This is a genomic window from Streptosporangium sp. OZ121 (assembly GCF_051918885.1).
Classification (GTDB): Bacteria; Actinomycetota; Actinomycetes; order Streptosporangiales; family Streptosporangiaceae; genus Streptosporangium.
In genome coordinates this window covers 101,912-125,505 of sequence record NZ_JBPXMC010000002.1, presented here as the reverse complement: position 1 = coordinate 125,505, position 23,594 = coordinate 101,912, and the positions used below count along the sequence as shown (strand labels likewise).

The 23,594-nt window shown below is 66.3% G+C and carries 18 protein-coding genes; 13 read left to right on the top strand and 5 right to left on the bottom strand.

From position 1 onward, the window contains the following. Window positions 1–67: 67 nt before the first annotated feature. Window positions 68–628: a DUF4352 domain-containing protein gene (locus ACTOQ1_RS05590; protein WP_440064943.1), complete on the bottom strand. Its 561-nt coding sequence runs from the start codon at window positions 626–628 to the stop codon at window positions 68–70. A 241-nt stretch (window positions 629–869) separates the two neighbouring features. Between ACTOQ1_RS05590 and ACTOQ1_RS05585 the strand changes: the two genes are divergently transcribed. The 3 genes from ACTOQ1_RS05585 to ACTOQ1_RS05575 are packed head-to-tail and all read left to right on the top strand — an operon-like array spanning window position 870 to window position 3,379. Continuing rightward, complete coding sequence (locus tag ACTOQ1_RS05585) at window positions 870–1,736, top strand: ABC transporter substrate-binding protein (protein WP_440064942.1); 867 nt, start codon at window positions 870–872, stop codon at window positions 1,734–1,736. Between the two features lie 3 nt (window positions 1,737–1,739). Then, on the top strand, window positions 1,740–2,588 hold the full coding sequence (locus ACTOQ1_RS05580) for an amino acid ABC transporter permease (RefSeq protein WP_440064941.1): 849 nt from the start codon (window positions 1,740–1,742) through the stop codon (window positions 2,586–2,588). A gap of 2 nt (window positions 2,589–2,590) precedes the next feature. Then, a complete protein-coding gene (locus tag ACTOQ1_RS05575; RefSeq protein ID WP_440064940.1) occupies window positions 2,591–3,379 on the top strand; it encodes an amino acid ABC transporter ATP-binding protein in 789 nt (262 codons plus the stop codon). A gap of 421 nt (window positions 3,380–3,800) precedes the next feature. On the opposite strand, the gene ACTOQ1_RS05570 is transcribed toward ACTOQ1_RS05575, so the two are convergent. Beyond that, window positions 3,801–4,145, bottom strand: coding sequence for a PaaI family thioesterase (locus ACTOQ1_RS05570; protein ID WP_440065451.1), 345 nt, complete (start codon window positions 4,143–4,145; stop codon window positions 3,801–3,803). A 146-nt stretch (window positions 4,146–4,291) separates the two neighbouring features. Here ACTOQ1_RS05570 and polA point away from each other — a divergent pair, with 146 nt between their 5' ends. The 6 genes from polA (at window position 4,292) to ACTOQ1_RS05540 (ending at window position 12,112) form a co-directional block, all read left to right on the top strand. Then, the gene (gene polA, locus ACTOQ1_RS05565) at window positions 4,292–7,027 is read left to right on the top strand and encodes a DNA polymerase I (RefSeq protein ID WP_440064938.1); all 2,736 of its coding nucleotides are present in this window, start codon (window positions 4,292–4,294) and stop codon (window positions 7,025–7,027) included. Between the two features lie 286 nt (window positions 7,028–7,313). Further along, window positions 7,314–8,432 (top strand): polysaccharide deacetylase family protein, encoded by a 1,119-nt coding sequence (locus ACTOQ1_RS05560; protein WP_440064937.1) that lies wholly within the window; start codon window positions 7,314–7,316, stop codon window positions 8,430–8,432. A 218-nt stretch (window positions 8,433–8,650) separates the two neighbouring features. Next, on the top strand, window positions 8,651–10,153 hold the full coding sequence (gene rpsA, locus ACTOQ1_RS05555) for a 30S ribosomal protein S1 (RefSeq protein ID WP_344750198.1): 1,503 nt from the start codon (window positions 8,651–8,653) through the stop codon (window positions 10,151–10,153). 333 nt (window positions 10,154–10,486) lie between these two features. Beyond that, window positions 10,487–10,942 carry a GNAT family N-acetyltransferase gene (locus ACTOQ1_RS05550; RefSeq protein ID WP_440064935.1) on the top strand — a complete coding sequence of 152 codons (456 nt, stop codon included), beginning with the start codon at window positions 10,487–10,489 and terminating at the stop codon, window positions 10,940–10,942. 181 nt (window positions 10,943–11,123) lie between these two features. Continuing rightward, complete coding sequence (gene coaE / locus ACTOQ1_RS05545) at window positions 11,124–11,723, top strand: dephospho-CoA kinase (protein ID WP_440064934.1); 600 nt, start codon at window positions 11,124–11,126, stop codon at window positions 11,721–11,723. A gap of 101 nt (window positions 11,724–11,824) precedes the next feature. Beyond that, window positions 11,825–12,112, top strand: a complete 288-nt coding sequence (locus ACTOQ1_RS05540; RefSeq protein ID WP_440064932.1) for a hypothetical protein — start codon at window positions 11,825–11,827, stop codon at window positions 12,110–12,112. A gap of 74 nt (window positions 12,113–12,186) precedes the next feature. On the opposite strand, the gene ACTOQ1_RS05535 is transcribed toward ACTOQ1_RS05540, so the two are convergent. Continuing rightward, the gene (locus tag ACTOQ1_RS05535) at window positions 12,187–15,183 is read right to left on the bottom strand and encodes a BTAD domain-containing putative transcriptional regulator (protein WP_440064930.1); all 2,997 of its coding nucleotides are present in this window, start codon (window positions 15,181–15,183) and stop codon (window positions 12,187–12,189) included. 412 nt (window positions 15,184–15,595) lie between these two features. Between ACTOQ1_RS05535 and ACTOQ1_RS05530 the strand changes: the two genes are divergently transcribed. Beyond that, a complete protein-coding gene (locus ACTOQ1_RS05530; RefSeq protein ID WP_440064929.1) occupies window positions 15,596–20,878 on the top strand; it encodes a LamG-like jellyroll fold domain-containing protein in 5,283 nt (1,760 codons plus the stop codon). Window positions 20,879–20,977: 99 nt separating this feature from the next. Next, window positions 20,978–21,355, top strand: a complete 378-nt coding sequence (locus tag ACTOQ1_RS05525) for a hypothetical protein (RefSeq protein ID WP_440064928.1) — start codon at window positions 20,978–20,980, stop codon at window positions 21,353–21,355. A gap of 227 nt (window positions 21,356–21,582) precedes the next feature. Here ACTOQ1_RS05525 and ACTOQ1_RS05520 read toward each other — a convergent pair whose 3' ends face one another. Both ACTOQ1_RS05520 and ACTOQ1_RS05515 read right to left on the bottom strand, forming a co-directional pair. Then, window positions 21,583–21,804 carry a DUF397 domain-containing protein gene (locus ACTOQ1_RS05520; protein ID WP_440064927.1) on the bottom strand — a complete coding sequence of 74 codons (222 nt, stop codon included), beginning with the start codon at window positions 21,802–21,804 and terminating at the stop codon, window positions 21,583–21,585. Next, complete coding sequence (locus ACTOQ1_RS05515) at window positions 21,786–22,613, bottom strand: helix-turn-helix domain-containing protein (protein WP_440064926.1); 828 nt, start codon at window positions 22,611–22,613, stop codon at window positions 21,786–21,788. Before ACTOQ1_RS05515 ends, ACTOQ1_RS05520 begins: the two co-directional genes overlap by 19 nt. A gap of 252 nt (window positions 22,614–22,865) precedes the next feature. Between ACTOQ1_RS05515 and ACTOQ1_RS05510 the strand changes: the two genes are divergently transcribed. Both ACTOQ1_RS05510 and ACTOQ1_RS05505 read left to right on the top strand, forming a co-directional pair. Further along, entirely contained in the window at window positions 22,866–23,300 is a 435-nt protein-coding gene (locus tag ACTOQ1_RS05510) for an ATP-binding protein (RefSeq protein WP_440064924.1), read from the top strand. Further along, window positions 23,297–23,542: a hypothetical protein gene (locus tag ACTOQ1_RS05505; protein ID WP_440064923.1), complete on the top strand. Its 246-nt coding sequence runs from the start codon at window positions 23,297–23,299 to the stop codon at window positions 23,540–23,542. The genes ACTOQ1_RS05510 and ACTOQ1_RS05505 overlap by 4 nt, the downstream gene beginning before the upstream one ends. Window positions 23,543–23,594 lie beyond the last annotated feature (52 nt).

Below are 23,594 nucleotides of genomic sequence, written 5' to 3'. Positions count from 1 at the left end.
GATCTCCCGCCGGGACGGCGTCACAGGTCCAGGAGCGGCCCCGGGCGGCACCCGGGGTGAAGGCGGCTCAGGGCAGCGGCACCCGCACGCCTTCGGTGCCGCCGGTCACGCCGAGGGGCGGGTCGCCGAACAGCCGGATCGCGGAGACCTTCGCCTCCTTGGGGATGTCGTACCAGAGGTCCAGCTCGACCCTGACCTGGGCGCCGAGCGGGAGCTCGTCGGGCTGCCGCTTGATGGCCTGCGCGAACTTGTCGATCGCGTACGTGGTGCCGTCGGAGGCGACGAGTCTCTGGCGCTTGGCGTCGAAACGGGCGTTGGTGCGGCCGGGGTTCTCCACCAGGATCCGCACGACCACGTACTGCCCCTTGGCCTGCCACTCGGCGTGGCTGCCGAAGAAGCCGCTCAGGCCCTTCTGCAGGCCGATCACCTGGAACCGGGTGTCGCCGTCGGTGACCGGCGCGGACCTGACGGGGTTCTCGCCCGGCCGTACCGGACGCGGCGGGAGCTCGTAGGTCGGGGTGGGCGTGACCGGGGGAGAGGCGGGAGGGTCCGGCTCCGCCCCGGCGCAGCCGGACAGGAGGGCGGCGGCGAGGGCGGCACCGGTGAGCAGGATCAGGGGGTCACGCACATCCGGCAACGTAACCGAGGTAGATCCTGAAGTTCAACGGCTCCCCCCGACGGGGGTCGTCGATCCGGCAAGTGCCGGCGCCCGGATCCGCGTGGCGGCAGGGTATTGAACAGAAAACTCCGGACGCGGTTGTTGTCCGAATTGTGTCGTACTGGTGATCTGCATGATTATGCAGGTGATGAAGCATGACCTGCACTGAGGTATCCATACAAGAAGCGACATTGACCGTAAGGAGGCCTTCGTGGGCCTGAGTTTTGTTTCCCGTCGTGCGATGGCGGTGGGCGCCATGGTCGTCGCCGGTGCGCTCGGCCTTTCGGCCTGCGGCGGTGGCGGCGAGGCCACCTCCGCCAGCCCGAGCGATGGTGCCTCGGCAAGCGCCCCCGCGGCCGCGGAGGGCCCCAAGCTCGTCACCCCCGGCAAGCTGACCACCTGCACCAACCTTCCGTACGAGCCCTTCCAGTTCAAGGAGGGCGACAAGGTCGTCGGCTTCGACGTCGACATCGTCGACCTGGCCGCCAAGAAGCTCGGTCTGACGCAGGAGATCGTCGACATCGACTTCGCCGTCATCAAGAGCGGCGCGGCGATGGCCACCAACAAGTGTGACGTCGCCGCCGCCGGCATGACGATCACCGAGGAGCGCAAGGCCAACATCGACTTCTCCGAGCCCTACTTCGACGCCACGCAGGCTCTGCTGGCCAAGAAGGGCCTTGGCGTCAAGACCCTCGACGAGGTGAAGGCGAAGGGCCTCAAGCTCGGCGCCCAGGCCTCCACCACGGGCCTCGACTACGTCAAGGAGAAGGGCCTCGACCCGAAGGAGTTCGCCGACTCCTCCAAGGAACTGCTGGGCCTGCAGTCCGGCCAGGCCGACGTGATCGTCCAGGACCTCCCGGTCGTCCTGACCTGGCTGAAGAAGCCCGAGATCGCCGACAAGTTCGAGCTGGTCGCCAGCCTCGACACCGGCGAGCAGTACGGCATCGGCCTGAAGAAGGGCTCCGACCCGATCCTGCTCAAGGCGATCAACGACTCGATCGCCGAGGCCAAGTCCGACGGCACCTACGAGCAGATCTTCGTCAAGTGGTTCGGTAAGAAGCCCGGGGAGCTCGGTTAATCGATGACCGACCAGCCAACGACGACCGAGCCCACTCCCGCCGGGGGCGCCCCCGGCGGGAGCGGGCTCAGTCCCCGCAAGAGGCAGCAGATCAGCAGGGGCGTCCAGTACGCCGTGCTGGTGGCCGTGGTCGTCTTCCTCGTCCTGCGCATCGAGTGGGGCAAGCTCGGGGAGAACTTCACCAAGCTCGACGTCGCCGAACAGACGCTTCCCGACCTGTTCACGATCGCGCTGAAGAACACGATCATCTACTCGGTCGGCGGTTTCGTCTTCGCCTTCCTGCTCGGCCTGCTGTTCGCGCTGATGCGGCTGTCGTCGGTGCGGCCCTACCGGTGGATCGCGGTCGCCTACATCGAGATCTTCCGTGGCCTGCCCGCCCTGCTGATCTTCCTGCTCATCCTGTTCCTGCCGCTGGCCATCACCGGCTTCGAGGTGCCCGGCGGCACGTACGGCCAGGGCATCCTGGGCCTGACGATCGTCGGCTCGGCCTACATGGCCGAGACGCTCCGCGCCGGGCTCCAGGCGGTGCCCAAGGGGCAGATGGAGGCGGCGCGCTCGCTGGGCATGTCGTACTCGCGGGCCATGGTCACCATCGTCATCCCGCAGGCCGTGCGCATCGTCATCCCGCCGACGACCAACCAGTTCGTGTCCCTTCTCAAGGACTCCTCGCTGGTGCTGTTCCTCGGCGTCTCCGGCGACTACGTCGAGCTCACCAAGTTCGGCAACGACATGGCCTCGACCTATGCCAACGCCACGCCCATCCTGGTCGTAGGTGTGACGTATCTACTGGTCACCATCCCGCTGGGTTACCTCGCGTCCCGGCTGGAACGGCGACAGGCGAGGGGACGGTGACAGTGACTCCGACGACTTCAGAGACTCCGGCGACCCCGGCGACCCACGCGGTCGAGATCCGTGACCTGCACAAGTACTTCGGGAAGAACGAGGTCCTGCGGGGCATCGACTTCGCCGTCGACCCCGGCCAGGTGGTCTGCGTCATCGGTCCCTCGGGGTCGGGCAAGTCCACGCTGCTGCGCTGCGTGAACCTGCTGGAGCAGCCCACGTCGGGCAAGGTCGTCGTCAACGGCGTGGAGCTGACCCACCGCGACGTCGACATCGACGCCGCCCGCCGCGGCGTCGGGATGGTCTTCCAGCAGTTCAACCTGTTCCCGCACATGACCGTCCTGCAGAACGTGATGATCTCGCAGCGCCGGGTGCTGAAGCGGGGCAAGGCGGAGGCCGAGCGGATCGCCAGGGAGAACCTGGACAAGGTCGGCATCGGGGAGAAGTGTGACGCCTTCCCCGCCCAGCTCTCCGGCGGGCAGCAGCAGCGCGTGGCCATCGCCAGGGCACTGGCCATGAGCCCGGCGCTGATGCTCTTCGACGAGCCCACCTCGGCGCTCGACCCCGAACTCGTCGGAGACGTGCTCACCGTCATGCGCAAGCTCGCCGAGGAGGGGATGACCATGCTCGTGGTCACCCACGAGATGGCGTTCGCCCGCGACGTGGCCGACCGGGTCGTGTTCATGGACGGCGGCGTGATCGTGGAGGACGGCACCGCGGAGCAGGTGATCAGCGCTCCGCGGCACGAGCGCACCAAGGCCTTCCTGCGCCGCGTGCTCGACCCGACGCACACCGACATCTGAGTTTCGCCGTCACGGCCCGCGCCCGCCCGGCGCGGGCCGTACACGTGCCGGGGTACGTGTTGTGCCGCGAGGGTCCGTGTGCCGGGGTCCGCATGTCGCGAGGGTCCGTGTGCCGCGAGGGTTTCGCATGGGGACGGGCCGCGGAAAGGCCGGTGGGAACGGTGAGGGGCGGGAACGGATCCCGGCCGGCCCGCGGGTCTCGCGGGCGTCGTCGAGGTGGCGCCGAACGTGGCGAGCCCGGGGGAGGCCTTTGGCGCCATACGGAGCTTCCCCGACCCCGTACGTTTTCTACTCGGCCTCCCCACGGGCATCGCCGTCACCCACCGTAGCGGACTCGTTGCTCCAGGTGGGCAAAAAGGCGGTCCGAATATGATCGAGGACGAGATGTGATCAGACGATCGGCCGACGTGATCAGGGGCCGTCAGGCGTCGCGCAGCATGCACGTCAGACGCGAGGTGCACACCCGGCGGCCCCGCTCGTCGACGATCTCGATGTCGTAGGTGGCGAGCGTACGGCCGCCGTGGATCCGGGTGGCCACCCCGGTGACCAGCCCGGACGTGGCCGAGCGGTGGTGGGTGGCGTTGATCTCGACGCCCATGGCGATCCGCCCGGGACCCGCGTGGATCGCCGCGCCCGTCGAGCCCAGGGTCTCCGCCAGCACGCACGAGGCGCCGCCGTGCAGCAGGCCGTACGGCTGGATGTTGCCCTCGACCGGCATCGTGCCGACCACCCGTTCGGCGGTGGCCTCGGTGATCTCGATGCCCATCCGGTCCACCAGGGTGTTCCTGTGCGACGCGCCGAGCGCCTCTTCGATGCGCCGGGCGGTTTCTTCGCGGTCTGTCACGGTCAAGGGGGCGTCTCCTGTCGTACGGGGCCAGGTTTTCTGTCGCACCAGGAGACTAGGCTTTCGGTGTGCCGAAGAGCGAAGCGACCCCCACTCGTCCGTGTCTCCTGCTGCTGGATGGGCATTCACTGGCCTATCGGGCGTTCTATGCCCTGCCGGAGGAGAATTTCTCCACCAGCACGGGGCAGACGACCAACGCGGTCTACGGGTTCACCTCGATGCTGGTCAACGTGCTCCGCGACGAGCGGCCGACCCACGTGGCGGTCTGCTTCGACCGCTCGGAGCCGACGTTCCGCCACGAGGAGTACGCCGACTACAAGGCGAACCGGAGCGCGAGCCCCGACAGTTTCCGCAGCCAGATGAGCCTGATCCACGAGGTGCTCGACGCGTTGCGCGTGCCGCACCTGTCGCTGGCCGGATACGAGGCCGACGACCTGATCGCCACCCTCGCCACCCGCGCAGCCGAGCAGGACATGAACGTGCTGGTCGTCACCGGCGACCGCGACGCGCTGCAGCTCGTCGACGAGCGGGTCACCGTGCTGATGACCCGGGTCGGCATCAGCAACATGACCCGGTTCACCCCCGAGGCCGTGCTGGAGAAGTACGAGCTCACCCCGGCCCAGTATCCCGACTTCGCGGCCATCCGCGGCGACTCCAGCGACAACCTGAAGAACATCCCCGGCGTGGGCGAGAAGACCGCCGCCAAGTGGATCCGCGAGTTCGGCTCGCTGGAGGAGCTGGTCAACCGGGTCGACGAGGTCAAGGGCAAGGTCGGCGACAAGCTCCGCGACCACCTCGACCAGGTGCTGATGAACCGGCGGCTGACCCAGCTGATCCGCGACGTGCCGCTGGAGCGTGAGGTCGCCGCCCTGCAGATCGGCGCCGCCGACCGCGAGGAGATCAACAAGATCCTCGACACGCTGGAGTTCCGCGGTGAGATCCGCGACCGGCTGTTCAAGACGATCGGCTCGGCCGAGGCGGAGGCGGAGGAGGGCTTCGAGGTCGAGGCCGTCACCCTGGGCCCCGACGAGGTGGGTCCCTGGCTGCGCGCGCTGCCCGAGGGCCGCGCGGGCCTCGCCTTCAAGGGCGCGTACGGCAGCGGCACCGGCCGCGTCGACAGCATCGCCGTCGCGGCGGCCGGAGCGGGCGCCGGCCCGGAGGCGGGCCGGGCGGCGAAGGGCGGGCCGGGCGCCGCGTTCATCGACCCGACCACGCTCACCGAGGCCGACGAGGCGGCCCTGCGCGAGTGGCTGGCCGACGCCTCGAAGCCCAAGGCCGTGCACGACGCCAAGGGCCCGATGCTCGCGCTGTGGGCGCAGGGCATGGAGCTGCGCGGCCTCACCTGCGACACCGCGCTCGCCGCCTACCTGGCGATGCCGGGGCAGCGCTCGTTCCCGCTGGAGGACCTCGTGCGGGTCTACCTGCGGCGCGAGCTGCGCAGCGAGGCCGACAACGGCGGCCAGGCCAGCCTCTTCGACGACCAGGACGACGACGGCGCCCGCGACCTCGCCCTGCGGGCGCTGGCGGTCGGCGAGCTCGCCGACGCGCTGGAGGCGTTCCTGGAGCCGCTGGGCGGCACCCACCTCATGCGCGACGTGGAGCTGCCGCTCGTCACCGTGCTGGCCGAGCTGGAGCGGGCCGGCATCGCCGCCGACCGGGAGCATCTCGGAGCCCTGGAGGCCGAGTTCGGCGCCGCCGTCAAGCAGGCCGTCGAGGCGGCGCACGCCTCCGTGGGCGGCGAGCAGTTCAACCTGGGCTCGCCCAAGCAGCTCCAGGAGATCCTGTTCGTCAAGCTCAACCTGCCCAAGACGAAGAAGACCAAGACGGGCTACACCACCGACGCCTCCGCGCTGGCCTGGCTCGCCGCCCAGACCGAGCACGAGCTGCCGACGATCATGTTGCGCCACCGCGACCAGGCCAAGCTGAAGGTCACGGTCGAGGGCCTGATCAAGGAGATCGCCGACGACGGCCGCATCCACACCACGTTCAACCAGATCGTGGCGGTCACCGGGCGGCTCAGCTCGGAGAAGCCCAACCTGCAGAACATCCCGATCCGCACCGCCGAGGGCCGCCGCATCCGGCAGGGCTTCGTGGTGGGCAAGGGCTTCGAGACCCTGCTGACCGCCGACTACAGCCAGATCGAGCTGCGCGTCATGGCCCACCTGTCGGGGGACGAGGCGCTCATCGCCTCCTTCGAGTCCGGGCACGACTTCCACATGGCCACCGCGGCCAGGGTCTTCGACGTCGAGCCGCAGAAGGTCACCGGGGAGATGCGGGCCAAGATCAAGGCGATGAACTACGGCCTCGCCTACGGACTGTCCGACTTCGGGCTGTCGGAGCAGCTCAACATCGCGGTCTCCGAGGCGCGGGCGCTCAAGGAGGAGTACTTCGAGGAGTTCGGCGGCGTCCGCGACTTCCTCAACGCGATCGTCGCGCAGGCCAGGAACGACGGCTACACCGAGACCATCCTCGGCCGCCGCCGCTACCTGCCCGACCTCAACAGCGACAACCGCCAGCGCCGCGAGATCGCCGAGCGGATGGCGCTCAACGCGCCCATCCAGGGGTCCGCGGCCGACATCATCAAGGTCGCCATGCTCAACGTGCAGAGCGCGCTGAAGGAGGCGTCGCTCGGCTCCCGGATGCTGCTGCAGGTCCACGACGAGCTCGTGTTCGAGGTGGCGCCCGGCGAGCTGGAGACCCTGCGGGAGCTGGTCACCGACCGGATGAACGCCGCGTACTCCCTGCGCGTCCCGCTGGCCGTCTCGGTGGGCGTCGGCCGCACCTGGGAGGACGCCGGGCACTGACCCCTCTCGGGAGGCGCTCCCCGGAGATCGTCTCCCAGGAGAGTCGGCGGTCGCTCCCGCGAGGTGTGCTCACCGGAGCGCCTCCCGGGGACGATCGCCCCCGCGAGGCGTTTCTCGGAGGGTCTCCCGGGGAGGGGACGGTCGCTCCCGCGAGGTGCTTCCCAGGGCGCCTTCTGGAGGCGGAGACCGGTCGCGGGATGCCGGACTTCGCTGATTGGCCGGGCCTGTCCGAGTCTGTTCTAGGCTGGTGATCCAAGCCGAGAAGCTCGACGGGCACGGGAGTTCTGTGCGGAGTCCAATCCCCCTGACGAAGGTCATTTTACTGGCCAACGTGCTGGTCGTCGTGGTGGCGGTGGTGGTGCTCCTGGTGCTCCCGCCGGCCTCCGCGCCACCCGGCGCCCGGCCGGGCACGGCGGCGAGCGGCCCGGCGTCCTCACCGCCCTCCGCACCCCCCTCGCCGGCACCCGACCTGCCCTCGGCCGAGCTGCCGCCGCCGATCACGGCGTCGGAGGAGTTCGCCCGGCAGGTGAAGGCCAACGAGGCCGGAGCGGTCCCGATCCTGATGTACCACCGGATCACCCGCAAGAGGCTGGCCTCCATCGACCGCACCCCCGCCCAGCTGCGCAAGGAGCTGGAGCGGCTCGCCAGGGGTGGCTACGTGCCGGTCACCGCGCGGGAGTTCGCCACCGGGAGGATGGACATCCCGGCGGGCAGGCACCCTGTCGTGCTGACCTTCGACGACGGCCACCCCAGCCACTTCGCCCTCGACGCGAACGGGGCCCCGGCCAAGGACACCGCGGTCGGCATCATCTACCAGGTGGCGGTGAAGCATCCCGGATTCCGGCCCGTCGCCACCTTCTGGGTCAACCGGGACCCGTTCGGCCTGCGCGAGCGCAAGGACCAGGAGCGGGCCGTGCGGTGGCTGGCCTCGCGGGGCTTCGAGGTGGCCAACCACACCTGGGGCCACCCCCACCTGCCGCGCCTGTCCAAGAAGAAGGTCGTCGAGCAGGTGGCCAGGATCGAGCGGCTGCTGAAAGGACTCGGCGTTCCCCCCTCCGAGACGATGGCGCTGCCGTTCGGCGCGATGCCCCGCAAAAGATCTACCGTGCAGACGGGAAAATGGCACGGAGTGTCGTACCGGTTCAAGGGCGTCTTCCTGGCCGGTGCCGAACCGTCGGTCTCGCCGTTCGTCAAGGACTACGACTGGCGCGCGATCCAGCGGATCCAGAGCAACGGCAGGAAGGGGGAGTGCCGCAAGTGGTGCTCCGAGTACTGGCTCGGATGGCTGGACAAGCATCCCCGTGAGCGCTATACGGCTGACGGCGACCCCGATCGGATCTCCATCCCTCGCGGGCTTCGCGGTAATATCAGGGCGGACCGGGAGCAGAAGATCAACGCTTATTGAGCGAGATCGTTATCCTTTCGGCACGCGGGCGCGTAGAGTCGTTGGATTGACCATACCCGTCTGGTCTCATATGCTGATCGCTGCGTTGTGGGCTCGCGCGCGTCTCGGACGGAGTGGGCTCGCGCTCGATCACGCCGATGAATTCTTCGGCTGACGGTAAGAGGCCTGCCGCGCGTTCGCCACATCGACATCTGTCCGCGTTCGGAGCAACTCCACACATGACGAGCAGCACTGAGGCCACCTCGAGCACCCCGCAGGTAGCGGTCAACGACATCGGCTCTGAGGAAGAGTTCCTCGCAGCGATCGACCTGACCATCAAGTACTTCAACGACGGCGACATCGTCGAGGGCACCGTCGTCAAGGTCGATCGAGACGAAGTTTTGCTCGACATCGGCTACAAGACCGAGGGTGTCATCCCCTCGCGCGAGCTCTCGATCAAGCACGATGTCGACCCGGCGGATGTCGTCGAGGTTGGCGAGCACGTCGAGGCCCTCGTCCTCCAGAAGGAGGACAAGGAAGGCCGCCTGATCCTGTCCAAGAAGCGCGCTCAGTACGAGCGGGCCTGGGGCACGATCGAGAAGATCAAGGACGAGGACGGCATCGTCACCGGCACGGTCATCGAGGTCGTCAAGGGTGGACTCATCCTCGACATCGGCCTGCGCGGCTTCCTGCCGGCGTCCCTGGTCGAGATGCGGCGCGTCCGCGACCTCCAGCCGTACGTGGGCCGCGAGCTCGAAGCGAAGATCATCGAGCTCGACAAGAACCGCAACAACGTGGTTCTGTCCCGCCGCGCCTGGCTCGAGCAGACCCAGTCCGAGGTTCGCCAGACGTTCCTCAACACCCTGCAGAAGGGTCAGGTCCGCAAGGGCGTCGTCTCCTCGATCGTCAACTTCGGTGCGTTCGTCGACCTCGGCGGCGTCGACGGTCTGGTCCACGTCTCCGAGCTCTCCTGGAAGCACATCGACCACCCCTCCGAGGTCGTCGAGGTCGGCCAGGAGGTCACCGTCGAGGTGCTCGACGTCGACATGGAGCGCGAGCGCGTCTCCCTGTCGCTCAAGGCGACGCAGGAAGACCCCTGGCAGCAGTTCGCCCGCACCCACCAGATCGGTCAGGTCGTCCCGGGCCGCGTCACCAAGCTGGTGCCGTTCGGTGCGTTCGTCCGCGTCGAGGAGGGCATCGAGGGCCTGGTCCACATCTCCGAGCTGGCCGAGCGCCACGTCGAGATCCCCGAGCAGGTCGTTCAGGTCGGCGACGAGATCTTCGTGAAGATCATCGACATCGACCTCGAGCGCCGCCGGATCTCGCTGTCGCTCAAGCAGGCGAACGAGGGTGCGATCGGCGCCGACGTCGAGTTCGACCCCACGCTGTACGGCATGGCGGCGACCTACGACGACTCGGGCAACTACATCTACCCCGAGGGTTTCGACTCCGAGACCGGCGAGTGGCTCGAAGGCTTCGACAAGCAGCGCGAGGAGTGGGAGCGGCAGTACGCCGAGGCTCAGACCCGCTTCGAGGCTCACAAGAAGCAGGTCGAGGAGGCCCGCAAGGCCGAGGCCGAGGCGGGCGAGGCCGCCCCCACGTCCTACTCCGGCGAGACCCCGTCCTCGGGTTCCACCGGCGCCTCCAGCAGCAGTGGCTCCTCCGCTCCGGCGGCGGGCGCGCTGGCCTCCGACGAGGCTCTCGCGGCTCTGCGCGAGAAGCTCGCGGGCGGCCAGAACTGACGGTGCCGACGGCGCCGAGCTGACAACGCGGTAGAAGATCGACGGAAGGGCCCCGCTCCGGCGGGGCCCTTTCCGCGTTCTCGGGGGTTTCCGGGGGTTCCCGGGGCGCTCTTTCCGGACCTCCGTGGACTCCGGGCCTGGCATCCATGGAGTCCGTGAGATCTCTGGGACGGTTCCCGGGATGGAATCCGCGGGACCTCTGGGACGGCTCTCGGGATGGAATCCGTGAGATCTCTGGGACGGCTCCCGGGATGGAATCCGCGGGACACCTGAGACGGCTCCCGGTGGGACCGCTCCGCACCCGGCCGCCCGCCCGGCCGCTAGGGTGACGCCGTGATCGTGATCGAGGTGGCGGAGCCCGGGGACGCGGGCGAGATCCTGACCGTGCAGCGCGCCGCCTACGTGGGCGAGGCCCAGCTCTACGGCGACCCGTTCATCCCGCCGCTCGTGGAGTCGGCCGCCCAGGTCAGAAAGGCCGTCGAGACGGCCATCGTGCTCGTCGCCCGCGACGGGGCGAGGATCGTGGGGGCGGTCCGCGGCCGGATGTCCGGCACGACCTGCCTGGTCGGCCGCCTGGTGGTCGCCCCCGACCGGCAGGGCGAGGGCATCGGCGGAGCCCTGCTGGCGGCCCTGCACGACGAGGCCGCCACGGCACTCGCCTTCGACCTGTTCACCGGCCACCTGTCGGAGGGCAACCTGCGCCTCTACCGCCGCCACGGCTACCGCGAGACCCGCAGGGAGCCGATGAGCGACCACCTGACGCTGGTGCACCTGCGCAGGGAGCTGTAGCAGCCCCAGGCGCGTTCCCGCACGTCGTTCGGTGCCCGAGTGAGGGCCGCGGCCCGAGGGGCGGCAGGCGTCGTCTCCGGCGCCGCGGGGGCGATTCTCGCCGGCCTGCGGGAGGGCGGCGCCGAGCGCGCCCGGCGGCGACCGCTCCGGAGCGCGGCCCGTACGGCGTATGCTGCGGATCATGTTGAAGGTGGGGCTTACCGGTGGCATAGGGTCGGGCAAGAGCGAGGTCTCCCGTCGGCTGGGCGCCCGCGGCGCCGTGGTCATCGACGCCGACAAGATCGCCAGAGAGGTGGTCGAGCCGGGAACCCCCGGGTTGGCGCGCGTGACCGGGGTCTTCGGCACGGGGGTCCTGCGCGAGGACGGTTCGCTCGACCGGGAGAAACTCGGCTCGATCGTCTTCGCCGACTCCGAGAAACTCGCCTCCCTCAACGCCATCGTCCACCCCCTCGTCGGTGCGAGGGTCGGCGAGCTGCAGGAGCAGGCGCCTCCCGGCAGCATCGTGATCTATGACGTGCCGCTGCTGGCGGAGAACAAGCTCGCCCCCATGTACGAGGTGGTGATCGTCGTCGACGCCGCCGACGAGGTGCGCCTCGCCCGGCTGATCGAGCTGCGCGGCATGAGCGAGCAGGACGCCAGGGCCAGGCTCGCCGCCCAGGCGACCCGCGAGGAGCGGCTGGAGATCGCCGACATCGTCGTCCCGAACGAGGGGACCCTGGAGGAGCTGGAGGCCCGGATGGACGGCATCTGGGCCGACCTGACGGCCCGCGCCGCCACCTGAGAGGAAAAGCCGTCCGGGGGACCTCGGCGTGCGCGCTGTTCGTCGCGGCGATCCTGCTGGAGCCGCCGATCCGGTTCGCCGCTCTGGGCGGAGCGGCCCTGATGGTCGCCGCCTTCGCCTGGTGCGACCGCTCGAAGCTCACCCTCGCGCTGTTCCCCCGGCGGCTGCTCGTCTTCGTCGTCGGCCTGTTCCTGGTGGTGCCCACCCTGAGCCGGTACGGCCTGGCCTCGGCGAACACCTCGTGGGCTTCCCTCCCCACCCTGTTGTGGTTCGAGTGGTGCCGCCAGATGGGAGCGCGGGTGCCGATGCTCACGTTCGTCCTGGCGGGGACGGCGCTGGTCGCGGTGGGCGTGATCGCCACGGTGACGGTGCTGTTGCTCACGGTCTGAACAGGACGCGGATCATGCGGACGTCCTGATGAAGTCCCTGAAGCCTTTCTTCCCGGGCCCTCGTTGACCTGCGATCACCCTGGTGATCGTGTTGCGAAAGCCGACGTCTCACGCATCCGCCGGGCGATCTCTCTGGCTTCCGGGACTCCCATGGGAGAGAGAATGTCGAAAGCTGTTTTCCACTGGGTAGTGGCCTTTTCGGTGCTGCCGAGTGCGTGTAGCGCATGGGCGAGATGGTCGCGAGCCAGACCTTGCCGATACCGATCTTTAACGGTGATGGCTATATCCAGAGCGGCATGTTGATTCTCCAGCGCTGACTGTTTTTCTCCAATTCCCAGGAGGGCTGTTCCGAGATTCATCAAGATATCGCACTCGGCATACTGGTCTCCCACCTCCCTTATCTGAATAAGAGCCTGTCTGTGCTGTTTTATGGCCTCGCTATATTGCCCTTGTTGTCTGCGTATCCTGCCGATGTTGCTCATGGCGTTTGCTTCAAATCGCCGGTTTCCCACTGCTCTGTTCAGCAGAATCGATTGTTGTTGGAATTCCAGAGCCGTCTCCAGATCGTTCAGGATTTCGTGAACTTCCCCCAGAATCGCCAGCGTGTAAGCCTCGTCGTTTTGGTTTTCTGTCTTGCGGTCGAAGGCCAGACAGCGTTCGAGACAGCGAAGCGCCTCCAGTGGGCGGCCCAACCGGAGATGGGCGATTCCCAGAGTGAACATCGCCGTCACCTCGCCCTGCTCATCGTCAAGCCGCTGGAACAACCCGATCGCCTCCAGACAGCTCTCCCTGGCCTGACGGAAGCCACCGGTCCAGAGCAGGCTGTATCCGATCCGGCCCAAGGCATAGCCCTCGCCCTTCCGGTCCCCGATCGTCCGGCTGAGGTCCAGTGCCTGCCGTTGATACTCAAGACATTCATCTATTTTCCCGGCAAACATGTTCGCCGCACCCAGGGCATTCAGTATCCGTCCTTCCCCATGCTGGTCGCCGACCTCGCGGACGGCAGACAAGGCGGTCTGAAAAACTGTCAACCAATCATCGGTTCTATCCCTGAGGTAGAAGAAGTAGTCCAGCGTGTATGCGATCTGCCACGCGTAACCCGGCCATCCGTGACCCGCCGCGTAGTTGACAGCGGAAATCAGTGCCGGATATTCAATGTCCAGCCATGTGGTGGCGGAACCATAATCGTCAAAGGCTGGAATGCCGCGCGAGGGGGGTTCCGAGACGAGCTTGATCTCGCTGTGGTCGGCATGCACCTGGTTCATGGCGGCTCTGGCGGTGTGCAGATACCAGTCGAACAGCCGGATCAGCGCGCCGTGCCGAGTCGCCTCTGCGTCTTCGGCCTCGCCTTGCTCGCGGGCGAACAGGCTCACCAGGTCATGGACGACGAAACGCCCGTCGGTGCCGTGCTGGACGAGGTGCGCGCCGATGAGCGTGTTGAGAGCGGCGTTCACGGCTCCGATGGACGAGCCGGTCAGGGCGATGACCTCATCGACGCCGATGTCGGGGCCGGGGTGGATGCCCAGCAACCTGAAGGTCCGCCGGGCGGGTTCGGGCAGGCCTCTGTAGGACATCGTGAAAGCGGCCCGGACGCCTATGTGCGGGTCCTCCTCGATGTCCAGCGCCGTCAGCCGGTTCTCCCGGAGAAGCCTGGCCGTGAAGTCGGCGATGGGCAGCGTGGGCTGGCCCACCAGATGCGCTGCGGCCAGCCGCAGTGCGAGCGGGAGATATCCGCAGAGGTGAGCGAGTTCGAGTACGGCGTCGGCCTGGTCGTTGATCCGGTCCTTCCCCAGGACGGCGACGAGCAGTGCCTTCGCCTCATCGGATGAGAGCAGGTCGAGGGTGAGGGTGTCGACATCGTGCGTCGCCGTAAGTCCCCGCAGAGAGTCCCGGCTGGTGATGATGACCTTGCACAGCGACGAGCCGGGGAGTAACGGACGTATCTGTTCCGGCTTGGCCGCGTTGTCGAGCACCACGAGCATTCGTCTGTCCGCCAGAAGCGATCGGTACATCGACGCCCGCTCGTCGGCCTCGTGGGGAATCTGGTCCGTGGCGACCCCGAGCCCCCTCAGGAGCTGATGCAGCGCCTGCGTACCCGTGACCGGCTCTCCCTGGGAGTAGCCGTGGAGGTTCACGTACAGCTGCCCGTCGGGAAACCGGTTCGCCACACGGTGTCCCCACCGCGTGGCGAGCGCGGTCTTCCCGATCCCGGGAGTGCCGGTGATGGCGGTGATCACCACGGCTGACGCACCGTTCCGATCTGCGGAGAGCAGGAGGTCCAGACGTCGCAGACTCTCCTCACGACCGGTGAAGCGAGCGATGTCGGCCGGCAGTTGCCTGGGCACGGCCGTCGTGGGCGGTGCAGCGGGAGAGGGAGATACCGGAGAGGAGGGGATGGGCCCTTCCGAGGTGGTTTCAGCGGTCGGTCCACCCGCCAGAATCGACCGGTGGATCCGGGCGAGTTCCTCGCCCGGATCCAGTCCGAGTTCCTCGCGGAAGTGCTGCCTGGCGATCCTGAATTCCTCCAGTGCCTCCGCCGTGCGGCCGATTCGGTGAAACGCCCGCATCAACTGACCCCGGAAGCCCTCGTGCAGGGGATGCTCAGCTACCAGCAGACGTAGTTCGCCGATCAACTCCGCGTGCCGCTTCAGGATGAGATCCGCCTCGATACGGTTGAAGACCGCGGCGATGCGTAATTCTTCGAGTGCGCCTCCTTCCGCGGCCTGAAATTCGGGTTGGGTGCCGTCGAGTGCGGGGCCGCGCCAGAGCGCCAGCGCCGTACGGAAGTGATCAGAGGCTTTCGCGGGTTCACCTTCGACCATGGCGGAGCGTCCCGCCGTTGTCTCGGTGAGAAAGACATCTAGGTCGGAGCCGCCCGGCAACAGCCGCAGGGAGTATCCGGTGGGCGTGCCCACCAGGGCGTTCGCGTCGTCGAGCAGGCGCCGTACGGACCACAGGTGATTGTGGAGCAGTCGCCGGCCGGTCGCCGGAATGGCTCCTCCCCACAGGGCCGTCAGTAATCGGTCGTGGGGGACGATCTGATTCGCCTGCAGCACGAGAAGGGCGAGCAATGTTCGTTGTTTGGGCCCTACGACATTGACCGAACGCTCATCGCGCCATACGTCGACCGGACCAAGGACGCGAAGCTGTGTTTCGACTCTCCGTACGGTCATCGCTGAGTGAAGTGGTGCGTGTGCGCCCCGCACATATTTCCTGCCCTGGACTGCTTCATACGTGACTCATCCCCTGTTTAATGCGCAGAATCCGACCGTATAGCAAGATCAAGACATTCTATACGACAAGATCAACAGCACTGGCCGAGATGCTTACCGCGATCATCTTCGGCCGGGCCCTCCCATTTCCTTGCCCGGCCGGTTCAATCTCCCTTTCACGATGGAGGCACCGGTGGGGTTCCCCTTACCGAACCGTCCCTTCGCACCGCCCCGGCGGCGCAGACCGAACAGACGGGTCACGACCACGGTCGTGACCGTCTCGGCCCTGGCGGCCTCGCTCCTGGTGTCGGGCGGCGTCCTGCCCGCACAGGCCGCCGATCCCGAACCCGCACCCTCGGCGCCGCTCCAGACGCCGTTTCCCCGCCCGAAGGACCCCGACGCCCCGCTGCGCGCGGCGATCGAGGAGGCCAGGAAGCAGAACAAACCGGTCGAGGCCATCGGGGCCTTCACCGAGGCCTCGCGCACCTGGGCCTTTCCGGACGGCAGCCTGAAGACGGAGTCGTACTCGGGCCCGGCGCAGGTCAGGCAGGACAACGGCCTGTGGGCGTGGATCGACACCACGCTGGTGGAGAAGGACGGCGTCCTCAAGCCCAAGGTGGGCAAGGCCGACCTCGCCTTCTCCCTCGGCGGGGACGACGCCCCGTTCGCCGTGATGAAGCGTGACGCGGACCAGAGCCTCAGCCTCTCCTGGGACGGGAAACTGCCCCGCCCGGCGGTGAAGGGCAACGTCGCCACCTACCCGGACGCCGCCGGACCCGGGGCCGACCTGGTCGTCACCGCACTGCCCACCGGTTTCCGGCACGACGTGGTGCTGCGTGAGCGTCCCAAGAAGGCGCTGGAGATCCGCATTCCGGTCGAGTCTCCGGAGCTGACCCTCGCCATGTCCAAGCGGGGCGGACTGGAGCTCACCGACGGCAAGGACAAGGTCGTCGCCCAGGCGCCGAAGCCGGTGATGTGGGACAGCACCGGCGTCGGCGCGCGGGATCCCAAGGCCACCGCGGTTCCGCGCAACGCCCCGATCGCCACCTCTGTCATCGAGGACGGCGGCAAACGAACGCTGGTCCTCAAGCCGGACGCCGGCTGGCTGGCCGACCCCGCCACCGTCTACCCCGTCGTGGTGGACCCCACCTCCACGCTGACCGTCAAGACCGACACGCTGCTCTCCAGCGGTGCGGACTGCACCACCTACGACCAGCCGGGCGCGACGCTGCTGAAGATCGGCGCCGCTTACTCCAGTTGCAACGGGGTGAGCGCGGTCAACTACTGGCGCTCGTACCTGACGTTCGACGTCGCCGGCCTGGCCAACAAGCCCATCATCTCCTCCACCATGCAGCTGTGGCGCACCGAGTCACCCGGCTGTCACCAGCGCGGCAACGGCAGGGTGTACGCCACCCGGGTCAACACCGGCTGGACGGCGGGGAGGATGACCTGGTCCAACAAGCCCGCCAGCCTCGACTTCGTGGCCACCCCATGCCCGACCACGAACGTCCTCACGCCCGGCGTGATGACCTGGCCGATCACCAACTGGGTAAAGGACTGGGCCGCTGGCCAGCCCAACTACGGTATCGGGCTCGAAGGTCCCACCGAGAGCGTCGACCGCTACAGCGGCTACTCGGCGGTCTACCACTCCGCGGAGACCACCGGCACCGGCGCCACCCCGCCCAAGCTGATCACCCAGTACATCCTGCCGCCCGAGATCCCCACGGTCACCGCCGAGTCGGTCGACTCGATGGACGGCGACCACGCGATCGTGCGCAAGAGCTCGGCCAAGGTCGGCTACAAGTCCACCTCCGTCGACGGAAGGAACATCGACTACTACGTCTCCGTGGTCGAGTCCACCGCGCCGCTTCCCTCCTGGACGACCGGCGGCGGTGAGGTCGGGAAGTGGAGCTTCACCGACGGCACCGGAGGCACCGACTCCAGCGGTAAGGGCAACCTCCTGACCTTCGTCGACGGGCGCTACTCGTGGATCGACGGCAAGGACGGTAAGGCGCTCCTCCTGAACGGCACCGCCGGGAGTCCCTCCCAGGCCTCGACCGCAGGTCCGGTGCTGCGGACGGACAAGAGCTTCTCCGCGGCGGGTTGGGTCAGGCTGGACGTCGGGACCTCCACGATCCCGCTGATCAGCCAGAACGGAACCGTCAACAGCGCCTTCAGCGTCGGCTACGACTCCACCGCTCGCAAGTGGAACATGCAGATGTACCACGACAACACCGCCACCAGCCCGGTGACGGAGATCAAGTCCTCCACGACGGCGTCGACCGGCACCTGGACTCACCTGGCCGGTGTCTACGACGCCACCGCCAAGAAGATCCGCCTGTACGTCAACGGCGTCCAGGCCGCGGAGGCCGACCACACCGTCACCCCGTGGCAGGCCGACCGGTCCTTCGAGCTCGGCAACGGCAGGCGCGGCGGCGTCGCCTACTCCTCGGTCAAGGCCGCCTACGACGAGATCCGCGCCTACGACCGGGCCCTGAGCCCCACCGAGATCCAGTGGATGCTCAACCTCACCCCGCCCACCAACGCCAACCTGCCCTCCGGCCAGAGCGCGTCCATCACCTACGACGTCAGCAACGTCGACAGCTTCAAGTTCTCCGTCAGGGCCTGCATCAACGGGGCCACCCCCATCACCTGCAGCGAGAGCCCGTACTACCGCATCACCACCGACGCGCCGTACGTTCCCACGGACGCCGAGACCGGTATGGCCGACCCGACCAGGCCGATCCTGTCGGGCATGGTCAACCGCCCCTCGGGCGGACCGGTCACCGCCAAGTACTTCCTGTACGACAACGCCGGCACGCCGATCGGATCGAGCCCCCTGGGCGCGAGGTCGGTCAACGGCGGTCAGCGCGCGTCCTTCCAGGTGCCGGAGAACACCGTCCAGGCCGGTCGCACCTACAAGTGGCAGATGCAGGCCTGCGTCGTCGGCAGCGGCACGTCACCCGACCCGGACCCCAATCCGACCCCGACGCCCACTCCCACGGTCACTCCCACTCCGTCGGTCACCCCGACCCCGACCCCGACCCCGACGCCGACGCCGACCCCGACTCCCACTCCTACGGGAGACACGACCCCTCCCACGGTGGTGGGAACCGCCCCGGTCAACGGTGCGACAGAGATCGGCCCCTACACCGATGTGGTGGCGACGTTCAGCGAGCGGGTGACGGGTGCCCAGATCGAGGTTATGGAGCACAACCCCGAGTTCTCCCGGCCGGTATCTGGCACGGCGCAGATGGACACCACCGGCAAAATACTGACCTTCGAGCCCTACTACCTGCAGGAAGAGGGGCGATTCGTAGTCAAGGTGACCGGCGCGAAGGACCTCGCCGGCAACACCATGGCTCCTTACCAGTGGACGTTCTACACCCCCGGCGGCCAGGCCCCCGCGGCCTCGAAGTCGAACACCGCACCTCTGGTCCGGGAAGGCGCGGCAGTGACCGCGCAGGACGAAGGCGTGGAGGAAATCTGCACGGCCAAGACCGCCTTCGTCACCTTCACTGTGCCCGGTGAGGCGCCGCCGGAGGAGTACGATCCCACACCGATTGCGCTCCAGCAGGATCACTTCGTCATGAAGACAGCGAAGATTGAGCCCAATGCGTGTATTGGTGTCGCCTGTACATTCGCCAACAGCTCAACGATCCGGGTTGGCGGACTGGGCAACGAAAAACTGGCAAGCGTTGTGAAGATCAGACTGGATGAGATCCCCGCCGGAGCCATCCCCGTCGAATCGCTGCTGGACCTCGGCACACCTAGTTGTGGAGAAAGCACTTGTCCAGCAGATGCCACAATTAAGGTTACCCGTATAGATAATGAGGTTAACGCCGAAACCACGACTGCGGATCTGTCTAGAACCATCAATGCTGATTCGATGTACAGCATCAGCATCACTGAACCTAGGCGCGATATTGTTGGGGACGAACTGACATGGCTGCTGTTGGAATCTGACAGTGAGACTGTTGTCAGTTTCGGTGCACCAAACGCAGCTACCAAGATGTCACTCACGGTCGGTTACCTGCCTCCAGGGCCACCAAGCGCGGTTCGCAATTTGACGGCAGTTCCTGGAGATGGGGGAGCCATCGCGACGTGGGCGCTGCCGGAAACGACTGGTTCGCTGGCCCTTTTGGACGGCTACGATGTGGAAGTTCTCGCACCTGGTGGTGATGTTGTGCGCACGCTTCAGGTCGAGGATCCTTCGGTTACCGTCACCGGCCTGTCTAACGGCACCACCTATAGCCTTCGTGTTGCGGCGCGGACCCGCTTTGGTGAAAGCCCTTGGGAGAGCGTTACAGTTACGCCCAGGCGCGTAGAACTACCGCCCCAAACGCCAGGCGCTCGGATATGTCCCACATCTGTGGGAACGCAGACGCTCACGGTTAAACTGGAAGAATATTACAATATCCAAAACGGTGTTCTGGAGGGTCACTATCCAGATGTGTGGAGCAGCACGATCGGTGGCATCTCGCGCGCAATCATCCAATCGGACGGAACGTTGGATTCCAATCATTCAATGGCAGCCAAGCTTGCGTTGGCCAACAGCAACCTCGTCGCCGCCAAAGAAGATATGGATGCAGAGAATAGGAGGAGGGAGGACTCATCGGTTTCCATCAGTAATGCCGTCGCTTACAACGCATCGAGCGGCGACATCACCGTCAGAGCCACAGTCCAGCACAGCTGGACCGATGTCGCTGTCGACAGCGAGGGGCGTGAGGATCGTCAGGTTAATTCCTTAGGTGGCCTCTACGACTTTTCTTTCGGAAAATGTGGCGGCTGGGGAACACTTGTCTCGGTGGCGATCGAGGTGGACACCGATGGGATGGACATGGTCATCGAAGGCCCCGGCCCCGATGGAGAAGGCGGTACGTGCGGTGCACAGGAGGGATTCGCGGTAGGGAAGATGCAGGCGAGCGGATGCGGCGCGGCAGGTGGGCCCAGAGGGCCGAACCCGAACGATGTCACGGGCTATCAACATAAATGTGCTGGTGACGGTTGCATGTTCGATACTTACGCGAAGCAGAATGTCATGGCCGGCATGGTTCTCGAAGCCGGAGGCGCGCTCCGCTATAAGGGTTATCAAAACTGGATTACGTTCGGCCCGACGGCGATTGACGTTACCGACCTAAGAGGTTGGGCTCGAGTCAATGTGACTCCTGCATTCGCCAAGGCCAAGAAGAACAAGACTCTACTCAAAAGCCTCGTAGTGAAGCTGGATACCATCGCAGGCTTCTCTATCAGAGGCGGAAGCGTTTCCATGGATGGGGGAGGTCCCGGAATAGGCTTCAGTACTTCGAACTCGTCGGCTCAATATTCAAAGCAAGGTAGCGCTAGTAGTAGGGCTATCGCCACTCCAGCGCCAGATAAGATCAGGCCGTTCACCGTCGGTTGTGATGGATTGGCATGTTCGTTCGATTCCATCCGGCATGCGATGAACGTTAGTTTAGATTATAAGGCAACCGGAAACCCCGAGGACTGGGATATAGGGGACCCTATGAGGCTGGAGTCCCCATGGCGGGCGGCCGTTACAAAATGGATTTAAACGGATGTGAGCTAGCCCTCTAGGGCGAACCTTTGGGCCATGCAGGCGCGAAACGATGCTTCGTGCCTGCATGGCCCTCTCGTCGAAAAGGAGTGTTCGATGTCTGAACCGTATTTTTCCGGGAAAACGTCAAGGGCTATATCGACCGTACGGATCCTTCTGTTGGTCGCATCTATTATCTGGACCTCTTGCTTTGTAAATCTCCTGATTCCGCCGCCACCTCCGCTGTGGCTATGGCGGCTTTTGCCGCCGGTGAATATTTTTTCCGTTCTCTTCGGTGCCTTTTACGGGCTGCTTGCGTTCTATTGTTCTTCCGGGCGGAGCTGGGTGAGAATAGTAGCTCTAACAACAGGAGGAATCTCATTTTTTTATGGGTTACTTGCCTGGAAGATCGCCACGTTGGCCCTATCTATACTAACCGTCGTGATCATCGCCTTGCTGCTCAGCGCCGAGGCCAAAAAGTGGTTCAGTGAATAGATTTTCGACATAAGTTGCCCCGCACGCCAAGAGCGTGATCCTAGGCAGATGTTGGGTCGATCGGCTAAGCGTCGAGGTCGCTGGTGCCCGCTCGCCTCTGGACGGATCGCCGACGCTGGAAGGCTGTGTGGCACACCAAAACAGCATCCGACCGCTGGAACGGCAGGGGTGCGTGACTCTCAGAGAAGGGTGAGTCTCTGATCAGCTGTTTGAAACCAGAGCAGAGGTCAGCCGAATCGACCCGACTTCACGGTGGTGAGGAAAGCCCTCCACTCGCCTGGGGTGAAGGCGAGCACCGGGCCCGCGGGGTTCTTGCTGTCGCGGACGGCGACGGCTCCCGGGAGGTTTCCGGCGACCTCGACGCAGTTTCCGCCGCTCCCGCCGCTGAGGGAGCTCTTCTTCCAAGCGGCCTCGGAGAGGTCAAGGCGGGTCAGGTCTGCTGCTTCCATTGGTCCCTCGCTTCTTTGATCATCTCTAGCGACTGGCCGGGACGATGCGCCTCTGCTCGGATCCTGTCATATCTGTCCCAGACGACGCCTACCAGTTTGTGTTCCGCTGAAACTTCGCCTTCTCCCGCCGACTCCACGGAGACGGCGGTCGGCGCGTCCGCCAGCTGGGCTAGCACGAATCCGGACATCATGCCAGCCGTGCAGGCGGCGTCGTGCGGAACGATCTGCACCGTCACGTTCTGGCGACCGGCGATGGTCGCGAGGTGGTCGAGTTGCTCGCACATGACCTCGGGACCTCCGACGGGGCGGCGGAGCACCCACTCGTCGAGAAGTGCCCACAGCACGGGTGGGTTGTCCTTCTTGAGGATCAGCTGCCGTCGCATGCGGGCGTCGACCTGCTCTTGGACCTCCTCCTCCGAGCCCGCCAGGTCGCCACGGAAGACGGCTCGCGCGTAGTTCTCCGTCTGGAGCAGGCCGGAGACCAGCAGCGGGTCCCAACTGCGCAGCACGCGGGCCCGGGGCTCGATCTCGTCGGACCATCTGAGGAACCAGGCCGGTCCGGTGGGGGCGGTGATGTTCCGGCAGAGGTGGGTGAAGAGGTCGTCCGTCTTGAAGAACCTGTCGCAGTCGGCCGCCAGCTTGGTGCCGGGCCTCCGGTTGCCGGTCTCGATGTGCCCGATGAACGACGACGAGACGCCCAGGTGATCGCCCAGCCGGGCCTGCGACAGACCCGCCTCCCTGCGGGCCCGTCCCAGCTCGCGGCCGAAGCGCTGAGCCGGTGTCAGGCGTGGGTCGAGGTCGTTTCCCATGTTCGCCTCTCAATCGTCGTGATGACGTCGGCCGTCGAATGAACGACAAACGCCTACAGCCTGTGTGGCTTTTTGTCGTCAATTCGTCGGCCGATTTGTTCTGCAACGGCAGCATAACTGTGTGCACTCTATAGGCCAAGACTTTATCCGGGCGATGCAAGGGAACTAAAAGGACAATTCGCCTGGTTATTGGAGTCATTGGGGCAGGCGAATTTTCGACGCCTGCTACCTCACAGGAATGGCGGTGATCCGATGGGTGCCGAAACGGTTCCCGCGCTCGGTCTGCTGGGCCGAGTGGATCTGCCCGGGGTGGCCGAGTCGGTTTCCACGGCCCGGCGATACGTGCGGAGCGTGTTGGAAGACTCGGGTCAGCTTGATGCGTACGACGCCGAGCTTCTGGTCAGCGAGCTGATCTCCAACGCGGTCAGGCACTCGGAGTCGGGACGCGCCGGCGGCCGGGTGACGGTCGTGGTGGCGAACCTCGGCGACGTCATCCGGGTGGCGGTGATCGACGAGGGGTCCTCCACCTGCGTGCCCAGGCTTCCGGCCGAACCGGACGAGCCCGACGAGGAGGCCGAGGGTGGTCGTGGGCTCTGGCTGGTCAGCGAGGTGGCTCTGTCGTGGGGCTGGTACGAGGGTGCGGCAGGGCGCGGGCGCGTCGTCTGGTTCCAGCTGGCCCGGCGATGACCGGCACACCGGACGATCCGAAACCCGGGACGATAGCCATCCTCGTCGCCCGGTACGGCAGGCACTGGCTCATCTCCGAGGCTGCGGGAGGCGGCTATTACGCCGTACGCCGCCACAGCCTGTCCGAGGAGGTTCTCGACAGGAGAAACCTGTCCAACGTGATGTGCGCCGTCACCCTCGGGGGAATGGCACGCCGCCTGGCGGCCGAGAATGAGCGCGAGGGGCGAGTGCCGGGACAATGATCCGGGAGGCGGAAGTGGAAGGTTTTTGAATTCGGTCGCGGTTCTTCGTGTG